14 protein-coding genes are annotated in these 12,453 nt (G+C 44.7%); 7 read left to right on the top strand and 7 right to left on the bottom strand.

Annotated elements, in window-relative coordinates:
* Positions 1 to 7 precede the first annotated feature (7 nt).
* The 4 genes from BMZ72_RS23970 (at position 8) to BMZ72_RS23955 (ending at position 4,691) form a co-directional block, all read left to right on the top strand.
* Positions 8 to 1,672 carry an NAD+ synthase gene (locus BMZ72_RS23970; protein WP_089812221.1) on the top strand — a complete coding sequence of 555 codons (1,665 nt, stop codon included), beginning with the start codon at positions 8 to 10 and terminating at the stop codon, positions 1,670 to 1,672.
* A gap of 44 nt (positions 1,673 to 1,716) precedes the next feature.
* On the top strand, positions 1,717 to 2,991 hold the full coding sequence (gene serS / locus BMZ72_RS23965; protein ID WP_089812220.1) for a serine--tRNA ligase: 1,275 nt from the start codon (positions 1,717 to 1,719) through the stop codon (positions 2,989 to 2,991).
* 72 nt (positions 2,992 to 3,063) lie between these two features.
* Positions 3,064 to 3,609, top strand: coding sequence for a GNAT family N-acetyltransferase (locus BMZ72_RS23960; RefSeq protein ID WP_089812219.1), 546 nt, complete (start codon positions 3,064 to 3,066; stop codon positions 3,607 to 3,609).
* The gene (locus tag BMZ72_RS23955) at positions 3,606 to 4,691 is read left to right on the top strand and encodes a HesA/MoeB/ThiF family protein (protein WP_089812218.1); all 1,086 of its coding nucleotides are present in this window, start codon (positions 3,606 to 3,608) and stop codon (positions 4,689 to 4,691) included. Before BMZ72_RS23960 ends, BMZ72_RS23955 begins: the two co-directional genes overlap by 4 nt.
* Positions 4,692 to 4,771: 80 nt before the next feature.
* On the opposite strand, the gene BMZ72_RS23950 is transcribed toward BMZ72_RS23955, so the two are convergent.
* Both BMZ72_RS23950 and BMZ72_RS23945 read right to left on the bottom strand, forming a co-directional pair.
* Positions 4,772 to 5,935 carry a PepSY-associated TM helix domain-containing protein gene (locus BMZ72_RS23950; protein ID WP_089812217.1) on the bottom strand — a complete coding sequence of 388 codons (1,164 nt, stop codon included), beginning with the start codon at positions 5,933 to 5,935 and terminating at the stop codon, positions 4,772 to 4,774.
* A 582-nt stretch (positions 5,936 to 6,517) separates the two neighbouring features.
* Positions 6,518 to 6,886, bottom strand: a complete 369-nt coding sequence (locus tag BMZ72_RS23945; protein ID WP_089812216.1) for a DUF7009 family protein — start codon at positions 6,884 to 6,886, stop codon at positions 6,518 to 6,520.
* Positions 6,887 to 6,960: 74 nt separating this feature from the next.
* On the opposite strand from BMZ72_RS23945, the gene moaD reads away from it, so the two are divergent.
* On the top strand, positions 6,961 to 7,191 hold the full coding sequence (gene moaD / locus BMZ72_RS23940; RefSeq protein ID WP_089812215.1) for a molybdopterin converting factor subunit 1: 231 nt from the start codon (positions 6,961 to 6,963) through the stop codon (positions 7,189 to 7,191).
* A gap of 2 nt (positions 7,192 to 7,193) precedes the next feature.
* Here moaD and BMZ72_RS23935 read toward each other — a convergent pair whose 3' ends face one another.
* Positions 7,194 to 7,445, bottom strand: a complete 252-nt coding sequence (locus BMZ72_RS23935; RefSeq protein ID WP_143087775.1) for a hypothetical protein — start codon at positions 7,443 to 7,445, stop codon at positions 7,194 to 7,196.
* A gap of 488 nt (positions 7,446 to 7,933) precedes the next feature.
* Between BMZ72_RS23935 and BMZ72_RS23925 the strand changes: the two genes are divergently transcribed.
* Positions 7,934 to 8,350, top strand: coding sequence for a molybdopterin synthase catalytic subunit (locus tag BMZ72_RS23925; RefSeq protein ID WP_089812212.1), 417 nt, complete (start codon positions 7,934 to 7,936; stop codon positions 8,348 to 8,350).
* A gap of 68 nt (positions 8,351 to 8,418) precedes the next feature.
* On the opposite strand, the gene BMZ72_RS23920 is transcribed toward BMZ72_RS23925, so the two are convergent.
* The 4 genes from BMZ72_RS23920 to BMZ72_RS23905 are packed head-to-tail and all read right to left on the bottom strand — an operon-like array spanning position 8,419 to position 12,148.
* A complete protein-coding gene (locus BMZ72_RS23920) occupies positions 8,419 to 9,102 on the bottom strand; it encodes a hypothetical protein (protein WP_089812211.1) in 684 nt (227 codons plus the stop codon).
* Between the two features lie 20 nt (positions 9,103 to 9,122).
* A complete protein-coding gene (locus tag BMZ72_RS23915; RefSeq protein ID WP_089812210.1) occupies positions 9,123 to 9,722 on the bottom strand; it encodes a hypothetical protein in 600 nt (199 codons plus the stop codon).
* A 13-nt stretch (positions 9,723 to 9,735) separates the two neighbouring features.
* A complete protein-coding gene (locus BMZ72_RS23910; protein WP_089812209.1) occupies positions 9,736 to 11,772 on the bottom strand; it encodes a TonB-dependent receptor in 2,037 nt (678 codons plus the stop codon).
* Positions 11,773 to 11,830: 58 nt separating this feature from the next.
* Positions 11,831 to 12,148, bottom strand: a complete 318-nt coding sequence (locus BMZ72_RS23905; RefSeq protein WP_089812208.1) for a hypothetical protein — start codon at positions 12,146 to 12,148, stop codon at positions 11,831 to 11,833.
* A 122-nt stretch (positions 12,149 to 12,270) separates the two neighbouring features.
* On the opposite strand from BMZ72_RS23905, the gene BMZ72_RS36650 reads away from it, so the two are divergent.
* Positions 12,271 to 12,411, top strand: a complete 141-nt coding sequence (locus BMZ72_RS36650) for a hypothetical protein (protein WP_177222916.1) — start codon at positions 12,271 to 12,273, stop codon at positions 12,409 to 12,411.
* Positions 12,412 to 12,453 lie beyond the last annotated feature (42 nt).

The following is a 12,453-nucleotide window of genomic DNA, read 5'->3' as shown; positions in this document are numbered from 1 at the left end:
ATTGTAGATGAAAATTATACTTGCGCAACAGAACTATCATATCGGCAATTTCGAACTGAATACGCAGAAGATACTGGAAGGAATAAAAGCAGCCGAAGCACAGGGCGCAGATCTGGTAGTGTTCACAGAGTTGTGTGTGTGCGGCTATCCTCCCAGAGATTTTCTTGAATTTGACGACTTTATACAACAATCATACGCGGCTATTGACAAGATCAAAGCCCATACTTCCAATATAGCAGTGCTGGTAGGTGCTCCCTGCCGTAATACACAGCCGGAAGGTAAAGACCTTTTTAACGCCGCCTGGTTCCTGCATGAGGGTGAGGTAAAGCAGATCATCCACAAGACCCTGCTGCCTACCTACGACGTATTTGATGAATACCGCTACTTTGAACCGGGTTATGCCTGGAACGTTGTGCCTTTCAAAGGCAAAAAACTGGCAGTGACCATCTGTGAAGATATCTGGAACCTGGGAGATAACCCGCTGTACAGGATCTGTCCGATGGATCAGCTGATAGAACAGCAGCCTGACGTCATGATCAACCTGTCTGCGTCTCCGTTTGATTACAATCATGCACAGGACCGTAAGAAGATCATCCGTGAAAACGTGAAGAAGTACGGTATTCCTATGTATTACTGTAATGCGGTGGGTTCACAGACTGAGATCGTATTTGATGGCGGATCAGTGATCTTTGACAAACAAGGTAATATCGTAAAAGAATTGCCTTACTTCGAAGAAGCCATCGACGGTTACGATCTGGAAGTACTGTTACAATCAGAACAGCCTGCAACGGAGCCGGCTTATATCCCGGTAAATGAACTGCAGCCTGAATATAACATCGATCGCATCTATCATGCGATCATCATGGGGATTAAGGATTATTTCCAGAAGATGGGCTTTACCAAAGCGATCCTGGGTTCTTCCGGAGGTATAGACAGCGCTGTAACACTGGCCCTGGCAGTAGAAGCGCTGGGTAAGGAGAATGTAAGAGCCATTCTCATGCCTTCCCCTTATTCTACCGAACATTCTGTAGATGACGCCGTTGCCCTGTCTAAAAATCTGGACAACCCTTACGACATCATCCGTATCAATGATATTTACGAGACCTTCCTGCAGACCCTGAATCCATTTTTTGAGGGCAGACCTTTTAATGTAGCGGAAGAGAATACACAGTCACGTATCCGTGGAAACCTGCTGATGGGCTTATCCAACAAGTTTGGTTATATCCTGCTGAATACATCCAATAAGAGCGAACTGTCTACCGGTTACGGTACTTTGTATGGTGATATGGCCGGTGGTCTGGCAGTATTGGGTGATGTATACAAGATGCAGGTCTATGCACTGGCGAGGTATATCAACCGGGACAAAGAAATTATCCCTGTTAATATCATTGACAAAGCGCCTTCCGCGGAATTACGCCCTAATCAGAAAGACAGTGATAGTCTGCCTGACTATGCAGTACTGGATAGCATTCTGTACCAGTATATCGAGCGTCGTCAGGGACCCAAAGAGATCATTGCACAGGGTTTTGATGCCGCATTAGTGACGCGTACACTCAAAATGGTCAATACCAATGAGTATAAAAGGAACCAGTTCTGCCCTATTATACGCGTTTCATCGAAGGCCTTTGGTGTAGGCCGGAGAGTGCCGATCGTTGGAAAATACCTTTCATAATCCCAAACGACTCCTATATTTGCTGAAATTTAATAAATCGTAAAATGTTACAAGTTCCGTTCATTCGTCAAAACAAGGACCAGGTACTGGAAAGGCTGACTCTGAAGAACTTCAGGGAGCTGGAACTGGTGGACCAGGTGCTTGAACTGGACGACAAGCGCAAGAAATTAACCCTTGAGTATGATGAAACACAGGCCAAAGTAAACTCGAATTCCAAGGAAATCGGTAAACTGATGGCACAGGGTCAGAAAGATGAAGCGGAATCTCGTAAATCGGAAGTAGCATCACTGAAAGCAAGACTGCAGCCTATTAACGAAGAACTCGCGGCTACAGAAAAGCTTTTGCACGATACATTGGTAAAACTGCCAAACCTGCCTTCTCCGCTGGTACCTCCGGGTAAAACACCGGAAGAGAATGTGGAAGTCCGCCAGGGTGGTGATATCCCTCAGTTACATGAAGGTGCTGTACCTCACTGGGACCTGGTAAAAAAATATGACCTGATCGACTTCGAACTGGGTAACAAGATCACAGGTGCTGGTTTCCCTGTTTATAAGAACCGCGGAGCACGTTTACAGCGCGCTATGATCCAGTATTTTCTGAACTTCAATACCGATAAAGGTTATACTGAATTCCAGGTGCCTCACCTGGTGAACGGTGATTCCGGCTATGGTACTGGTCAGCTGCCTGATAAAGAAGGACAGATGTACTTTGTAGGAGAAGATGAATTATACCTCATTCCGACTGCTGAAGTTCCCCTGACGAATATCTTCAGAGATGAAATCCTGAAAGACACTGATCTGCCGGTAAAAATGACCGGTTACACGCCTTGTTTCCGTCGTGAAGCAGGTTCCTATGGTAAAGACGTACGTGGTCTGAACCGTTTGCACCAGTTTGACAAGGTAGAGGTTGTACAGGTGGTACATCCGGAGAAATCTTATGAGATCCTGGATGAAATGGTGGCACACGTGGAAGAACTGGTGAAATCACTGGAACTGCCATACCGTATACTGCGTCTTTGCGGTGGTGATATGGGCTTTGCTTCTGCGCTGACCTACGATTTCGAAGTATACAGCACCGCACAGCAGAAATGGCTGGAAGTGAGCTCTGTATCTAACTTCGAATCTTTCCAGGCAAACCGTGCGAAGATCCGTTTCAAAGACGGTGGAGGTAAACCACAGCTGGTACATACCCTGAATGGCAGCTCCCTGGCGTTACCGCGTATCCTGGCTTGTATCCTGGAAAACAATCAGACACCAGAAGGAATCAATATTCCGAAAGTATTACAGCCTTATTTCGGCGCTGATAAGATCGCGCTATAAGCAAGTAATATTTAAAATAATATAAAAGCGTCGCACCTGTGCGGCGCTTTTTTTTGTGCTTACATTTGTAATATGCAGCACTTTCTCCCTAACGGACAGGTATTGTTGGTTCGCCCGGCCACACTGGAAGACGCTCCGGCCCTGCTGGCATTATACCAGCAGTTGACCACAGAGACAGGCTTTCTGTTAATGACTCCGCAGGAATCGGCAACACTCACTGTCGCTGATGAAGAAGCATTTCTCCGCTCCTTCTGTAATCATCCACAACACCTGATGTTATTGGCGGAGATAGAGGGCCGGCTGGTCGGCAGTATTTCCATCAAACAATCCGGTTTCAAAAAAGAGAAACACCTGGGTCAACTGGGGATCGCTGTGCTGCATGAGTGCTGGAATATGGGCATCGGGCGACGATTAATGACAGCCGCGATAAGATGGGCAGAACAACATGAAGAGCTGGAAATCATACACTTTAACGTGTTTGCAAATAATGAAAGAGCTATTCAGTTGTATCGTAACTTTGGTTTTATGGAATATGGCCGTCTGCCGCAGGCATTTAAGCAGTCTGACGGCACATACGGAGATTCAATATTTATGTCAAAAAGGATAAAGAACGGATGATGCAACGATATGACAGACACCTGAAACTGGAAGGCTTCGGACCAGCAAAACAACAACTGCTCAACAATGCGGCAGTACTGATTATAGGTGCAGGCGGATTAGGCGTACCTGTATTACAATACCTGACCGCCATGGGCGTAGGCCGCATCGGCATCGTGGAACACGATAATATCTCACTCACCAACCTGCAGCGACAGGTCCTTTACAACACAGAAGAAGTCGGGCAACCTAAATTGCGTACCGCCGTTCAGCGTTTGCAAAAGTTGAATCCGGAAGTACAGTTCACCGCATATGATACCTGGATCATGCCAGATAATGCATTGGACATCATTCAACCTTATGATGTAGTGGTGGATTGTACGGATAATTTCGGTACCCGCTACCTGGTGAATGACGCCTGTGTCATGCTGAACAAACCATTTGTATATGGTGCTATCCATAAATATGAAGGACAGGTCAGTGTATTCAATTACAAAGGCGGCGCTACCTACCGCTGTTTATTTCCCGAGCAACCGGAACCAGGTACTATGCTGAATTGCAGCGATATTGGCGTACTGGGAATACTGCCGGGTATTATCGGTTCCTATCAGGCTAATGAAACCGTGAAGATCATTACCGGTATAGGTGAAGTATTAAGTAATCAGCTGCTGACAATAGATACACTGTATAACATGCATGATACTTTCCAGATCAAGCCCGTAGCAGGTAATCATGATATCAAAGCATTACAGGAAACTTATGACCAGCCCTGTGACACAGGCGGTGTAAGGAGTTTGTCCGTACACCAGTTGCAGGACTGGCTGGATACAGAAAAACCACTCCAGCTGATAGATGTGAGAGAGCCGGATGAATGGGAAATATGCAGTATTCCACAGGCAATGCGTATACCGATGCGTATGGTGGGTGGTGTAATGGCCCAGCTGAGTAAAGAGATTCCTGTCGCCTTACTGTGTCATCATGGAATGCGCAGTCTGATGATCGCGCAGCAACTGGATGCAGCCGGTTTCCCTGTGGTATATAATGTGGAGGGCGGTATTCACGCTTGGGCAGCAGAAATAGATGTGGAAATGAATATGTATTAAACAGGTTGATCTTATAAGAGAAAGGGCCGTTCGCGTATTGCGGAACGGCCCTTTCTCTTATATACTTTTGCAGGATATCGTTATTGTACCTGTACCCTGGCATTCGCAGTTTTATCTACCGGTAATTTTTTCTTTGCTTTTGCTGTTGGCTTCTTTTTCTTTCTGCCCATCCAGATCAGGAATCCTGAGATTGGAAGGGTGAATGCCACCAGTGCGGCGATCAGCGCGATGATCTTGGTTGGCCATCCGTAAAAACTGCCCGTGTGGATCGGATAGACCCATCTTCTGGCAATTGTACCGGCGCTTTCATTATCATACAGTCTCACTTTTAACAGCTTGGCGGTACCTGCTTCGAAGTACAGGAAATCGCTCACGTTATCGTGTCTGGCCCTGTTTTCTTTCGCAGCAGAAACGGCCAGTGTATCTGAATCCGCAAAGCGGATGGTGATCTTTCCTTCGTAAGGGAGCTTTTCGTTAGTAGTCGTCACGATCTTGTCCAGGTAAGCAATACCCGTATTTTCTACCGGTTTGCTGGCAGGCGCAACGATCTTCTGTTGTTTGGTGTTACCATCAAATGCAAGATAAAGCAGGTTATTCACCCATTTATAACTCCATATCAGTCCGGTTACTGCTATTACGAAGAGTATGATATGCACATAAAAACCGAATACGGCGTGCAGGTCCCAGTTCAGGCGTTTGAAAGAAGCATCCCATTTCACACGGAAACGCTGTTTCCGGTTATTCCTTTTAGGCCACCATAATATCAGACCTGTCAGGATCAGGATGGTAAAGATGGAACAGGAAATACCGGTGATGATCTTTCCGGTTTCCCCCATACACAGGTAACGGTGTAACTGGAGTACGACAGAGAAGAAACGTTTGTTACCCGCCACAGAAGAGATGATCTGGCCTGAGTACGGGTTCACCGCCACATACAGCTGATTTTTGATCTCCTTGGGTTTCCCTTTCACGAGCAGATATACAATGCTGCGGTTTGCTTCCGGTTCTACGCCGATAGTGAGCACTTTATATTTCGGATTTTCGCGCAGCACATAGGCTGTCAGATTATCCAAAGGTTGTCTGGAAGTATTGGCGGGCGCTTCTATGTAAAAAAAAGAAGACCGGAACGCATGTTCCAGTTCCTCTTCGAATACAAGCAGGCTGCCTGTTCCTGCTACTACCAGGACCACTAAACCGGAGGCGATGCCCAGCCAGAGATGTAACCAGCCAAATATTTTTTTCATGATCAGATTGTATAAGAAATCGTTGTCTGCCAGTTGCTTTGGCTCCCCCGGGAAATGGCAGATATCATCATATCCTCCACCCCAATAGTTTTATTTGGTACGTACGTTATTGAAAATTCACCTGTATCCGGCTTGTTGGCATTGTACAATGTACTGGTCTGTACGATGTGGTATACGGAAGCGTTTGCAGTCTGGTTACCATTGAACCATCGTAGCCGAACATGAACTGACGAATTTTTTCACAAAGAACGATCAGTAAGTGGCTCATGAATGATCGGATCGGGAAAATCTTTGATCAAAAGCGAAAAAAACGGCCTGGATAGTGGATGCATGTCAGAACGATGTCATATTTTATAGTGTGATACAGGCATTACTTTATCCCCTGTTAACGGTGTATTCCCTTTTTAAATCTCTTATAAGGTACATCTGCAAAGCATTATAGCTTATCCGCGATTTGTACAACCGCACTGAAAAAGGCTTTCCGGCGGCCGGCAGCTATCAAAAGAAATAGTGCGCTGATTGTCTGTTTAATGGTGATAATAATAGATATTCCAGTAGGTGGAGATATGTGTAAATGATTGATCAACAGCTTTCTAATGGATTGTCAAAAGCATTGCTATCGTCTTCATTACGTTCAGTGAGGCATTTAAAATCCTTTTCGACGAGTATATGGAGGGAGGAACCATCCGCATTGGGAATTTCTGCGGAGAATCCAACCTGATCGGTATCGGTCCATTCACGTACCTGTTCTTTTGGGAATGACAGGTGTATAGCAGGACCTTCCAGTTTGATAAAGGGACCTGTTGCGCCTTCTTTTGCTTTAATGCAGAAATGAAGCTGACCAGCGCCAATGGTTGTGCTTTCTTCTACTTTACCATCATTTTTGAGTATTTCGACGTCTTTTTTATCCAGACGATAACGGATGCTATTGCCTCTGATTCTGATTTTCATTTGACTGTTATTTGATATATCACCCCTTAAATTACTACAATATCGTAGCTTTATCTAAATTTCATGATTAGGATATGCGCATTTTATTATTCGGCATAGCGAAAGATATAGCAGGTGCGCCTGTTATTACGGCAGAAGGAATCACTACAGTAGCAGCACTCAGAGCCTGGTTGTATACAAAATATCCTTCCCTGGAACGGTTACGTTCCCTGATGATTGCTGTGAATAAAGTATATGCAAATGATGAGGATACTTTGCAGCCTGGTGATGAAATTGCAGTGATTCCTCCGGTGAGTGGTGGATAAGATTAGTTTCTTCTTAGCTTGTTTAGTTTGTCAATCGTCTGCTCTACGTTTTGAATCTTAGCTTCTATTGCTGTCAGTTCCAGCTGGTGTATTGCATCTGCTGGCACAATCGGATCCAGCTTTAAAGAACGGATTTCTCTGTCAATAGTCCGCTCTGTTTGTGCGATACGCACAAAATTAAAAAATGCTTCACAGTAGCTCATTACCCAATTCGTAAACTTTGCAAGGCTTATAGCTAGTGAAGGTGCTGCCACGATTATATAGTTTTTGAACCAGTAAGCATCAGGCATTTATTCTGCCATTAGTAATAAAACTGTACCGCCACCAGCACCAATTTTATTTGCATAGGCATGCGGCTTCTGTTCCCCTTTCCGGGAATTGGCTAACTTAGTCAATGTAACAAGATTTGGATTTTAAATAATAAAGCGCACGTTGTTCCCTAGAATAAGCAATTAACGCTGTTTTGCTTTGTAGTTTTCAGGATCAGCTTTAAATTTTCTGATTTCTTCATCCATTTCTGCTAGAAACTTTCGCTGAGTTTTTCTCAGTGTAGCGTCGTATCTGATCAATGGAATAATAGGATACAGAAAACTCGCGATACAAGCGATCCAGATAAGCGTGTGTACAATAGGATGTATTGGCATTACAAACAAATATTTAATGCACCAATATTAGATCAATTTCTCTGTTGAATAAAAATTATTTTACTTCGAAATACACAAATTCTCTAAGCGATAATCAGATGAATAAGTTAATCAAAATAGACAGCAATGTGAACGTACAAGAAGCGCTGGACTTCGTTGAAACGCCCGACTGCGGAGGTGTTGTTGTCTTCTCCGGCAATGTGCGTAACAATACAAAAGGAAGAAAAGTAAACAAACTTTTCTTCGAATGTTATGAACCAATGGCATTACTCGAAATGGAGAAGATCGCAGATGTTGCAGTAGAGAAATTTGCACTCAAAAAAATCGCCATGCTGCATATCGTTGGAGAGAAACAACCGGGTGAAATAGTCGTAGTGATTGCCGTTGCCGCACCTCATCGCGCAGCTGCTTTTGATGCCTGTGAATATGCGATCGATACGTTAAAAGAAACCGTGCCTATCTGGAAGAAAGAATATTTTGAAGATGGAGAAGTGTGGGTTGCTGCACATCCCTGATAAGACATAAAAAGAAGCGTGTCCCAGCCATAGCCGGGACACGCTTCTTATAAGAAAGTAATTGATCACTATTCGTGTTCTTCCGCGTGTACTTCGAAAGTTAATTTTATAATATCTGTTCCCGCATACAGGGTAGCATAATCGAGATAGTTCCAGTCCGTGCGTTCAATTTTCGCTTTAGTCGCCGGATCATTGAACTTGCGTAACACATAAGAGATATCTGCTTCTGCGCCGCTATTTGCTTCTCCCAGTGTAAAGTAAGCCAGTATACCTGTTGTTTCATACTTGCCACCTACAGTAGTTCCATCACCATACACCTGTTCTCTTGGCTGAAAGATCGCTCCATTCTCAGCATCGCCGGTAGTTGGATTCAGGATGAAGTTTCCGCCGCTTAAGAATACCTTGAAAGAATCGGCAATCGTTTTGTTTTGCAGGAAGCTTTGCTGTAACTCGTTGCCTGCTTTGTTAATCAATCGAAACTGCATTCTGTAGATTTTATGCGGATCAAGATGTACATGTCCGTTCTGTGCTTCTCCCTGGGCATTAAACAGTATAGCAATACTGTCTTTCTCACCGGTTTTTTCTGCGAGATCATGGAAGTGATCGCCATGAGCGCTTCCGTTTACTTCAATGAAATCAAGTCTTGAAGAGGCGATCACATTCGGATCTTCTGGTGTGACTTTCTCATCGTCTTTACTACATGCTGTCAGGAATAAGGCAATAGCAGCAAATGCATAGCAATACTTTTTCATGGTTTCTATTTTATTGGTTTTTATTCAACAGGGTGTAATTCAAATTTTAAATCGAGATCAGTAGCGCCGGCCAGTTTAGATTGATAATTGGTATTGTTCCAGTCATCTGCTGTTACGCTTGCTTTTACACCAGGATTCAGGTGACGCATCAGGTATTGCAGGGTAAAGGTGGACGCGCCTTTCACGATGTGCAGATAACCTGTGACGCCCACCTGATCATCACCATACGTATAGTCGAGTACACCATTGGGAGCACCCAGGATGACTGCCTGATGTATGTCTGCTCTGTCGAGGAATGTTTGCTGTATCTCGCGTCCGGCGTAGTCGCGTGCAATGAGTGTCAGTTTGTAGGAATGGCCGGTGTGCAGATGCAGATGAAATCCTACTGGTGCATTACCCTGTTCATCAAACTCAATGGTATCAATGGCTGCGCCGTCAATTGCATGTGGATGACCTGTTCTGAAATCACCGTCCCATTCAACCTCCTGTAACAACAGGGATGTTTTACCTACTTCTTCCTGATCTTTTTCTGGTACGGGATCTTCCTTCGAACAGGAAGAAAACGTGAGCACACCAAATGTGATCATTCCTAACAGTAGGTAGTTGCGTAACTTGTTCATAATTGTATATTGTTTAAAATGTATAATGAATCCGGAGTGTGAAATTTCTACCCATCTCATGCGCGTAGTACCGGAAGCGATCCATGTAATCTTTGTAAAGTCCGTTAGTCAGATTGTCAACGGAAAGGCTGATGGCCACTGATTTATACTTTACTGACGCTGTGGCTGCAAAGAGATGATAGGCAGGTGGTGGCGGTGCATAGTCAGTATTGGCTTTATATCTTTTCTGCCGGGCAACATACCTGTGTTCGAACTTTATATAACATTGCTTGTAATCCCATTGTAATCCATGATCAAAACGATCCGCTGGTATATAGGGCAGGTATTCCCGGCTTCTGATCATCGCAGCATTTGCTGTATACATGAAGGCAGGTAAAAAGCGATAACTGCCACCGAAGTCTATGCCTGCAAATGCAGCATCTGTCTGTTGATAGATAAAGATGGGAAAGGTGCCACGTACCGTCCTTCTGACTGTATCCGGTGTTGGTTGTGCATAGATATAATTGCGGATGTAGTGCGCATATACATCCAGATGTAACTGTAATTTGTTGCTGCTGTACGAGAGCGAATTGACCCATTTATATCCCTGTTCGCTTTTCATATCCGGATTTCCTATCTCATAGATCGCGGCGCCATGATGTAAGCCATCACTATACAGTTCATTTGCGCCTGGTGCTCTCCAGGCCAGTCCTATGTTACTACGCAGCTCCAGTTTGTTATTAAGATGTATTACAGCACCCAATGCGCCGGACACGTTATGAAACTGCCGGGTATCAGTAAAAAGGTTCAGATCAAATCCACCGTTATCATTGAACTTTGTATAATCATAGCGGTAACCGGCCGCATCAAAATATTTGAAATCATATCTGATGCCTGCTTCCAGTTCGTAGCGTTCTTTTACCAGTCTTTCTACCGCATATACCCCCAAAGTGTAACTGTCAAAATTCGGTATCAGCGGTGTCGTTCCGGTACCAGGTGTATTGTTATTGACCTGTAGCATGCCGTTGATGCCCCAGGTACCTTTCAGGTAATTACTGTGACGGATATGATAAGCCGCATCGATTGTCTGGGTGCTGAGTACAAGGTCCATCATCGCCCTTGTATCATTACCTGCTGAACGCCGCAGATCAAATTCCTGCCGGTGGTTTCGCTGAAACGCATATTGTATTTCCAGTTGATCCGTCTTCCAGGTTAGTTTGGCTAGATCATGGGTCACCTGTTGCCGGGGAGGCGTAATATCATATGTAAAACCATATTCTTCAAAAGGGCGGCCATGTGCAATTCGCGCAGCGATATCTTCCACAGTGCCGATATGCGCACTGTGCAGGATACCCAGTTCCGTGCTGAAATGACTATAGTATAGATCGAAGGATCTGTATTTAAGTGCACCGGAAAAATTGCTTTCATTGACACCGGTATTGCCCAGGTAATAATCCGCTGTGCTTATATTCCCGGCTTTTTTGAATGAGCCCTGTGTCCGCCATCCAACACCCCGTAAGTAGCCTTGCAACATAATGGCCGCGTTGCCCGAACGGCCATTCGTCGCACCGTTCAGATATACTTCTCCATTCAGTTTGCCTTGTTCCGGTAGTGGAGCAGGTTTCACGAGAATGACACCACCCAGTGCATCTGCGCCATAACGTACGCCTTCTGCACCTTTGATCACGACCAGTTCTTTGGCAACATAGGCATCCACTTCGGGAGCGTGTTCGGTCCCCCATTGCTGGCCTTCCTGCCGTACGCCATTGTTCAGTATCAGTACCCTGTTACTGTGCATGCCATTGATCACGGGCTTTTCAATAGAATGTCCTGTCTTCAATATGCTGATACCCGGTAATACAGATAATGCACCGGCGAGACTCGCGCCGCGTGTTTGCTCCAGCTGTTCATTGCTTAGCGACATAGCAGTGGCAGTACCTGTTTTTACAGGCGTCTTACCTCTTACTTCGACGTCGCGCAGGCGAATAGTATCGCCTCTCCCGACCTGTGCCTGTACGGATACGGCATAGGTCAGCAGGCAAAACAGCGGTAGCTGTTTTGAAATCGACATGTATGTATGATTTAAAATGTTTTGAGGATACTCAAAACTGCTAATGGAGGGATTGTATTTATGCTATTGATGGAGGATCTTTATTCAGATCACTGGGAAGGAAAATTGCTGCAGGACTTGTGCAGACTACCTCCCGGATGATTTCGGGTTTCAGATGGATATCACGCAACGTGAAAATATCTGCGGTCAGTGACTGGTGTTTTTTCACCAGCAGATGATCACAGATCTTACAGGCCGGATCTTTCCCGAAGTGCAGATGTTTGTCAGGAGAATAATAGTGATGGTGATAATCATGCAGGACCTGTACCCCCTGGATGTAACTGAACGTTACCAGCAGGAGATATGCTACGAACCTGTATAGATTTGATCTTATCACGGGGGCAAATATATATTGTTTGCATCTTTGTTGCAAATAGTTTGCAATAAAAAATACTTATTATTGGGTTGTACGAATAATGCGATGCAAAAAAACAGCATCAGATCGGATAGATTTGTTGTATGTCATTTGCAAACAAAAGCCGCTCTCTCCGTTTGGAAAAAGCGGCTTTAAGTGATGGTCGTGAGCTTCGTATTACACCGCTATTACACCGGAATTTCTCCGTTACCGCTTCGTTCATGAACGTACAAATGGCGGTGTAATGCCGGTCTAATAACGGTTTAATACGAATACCAACGTACGTT

Origin of the sequence: Chitinophaga sp. YR627, assembly GCF_900114995.1 — a bacterium.
GTDB lineage: Bacteria > Bacteroidota > Bacteroidia > Chitinophagales > Chitinophagaceae > Chitinophaga.
This window is presented reverse-complemented; position numbering and strand designations above follow the sequence as displayed.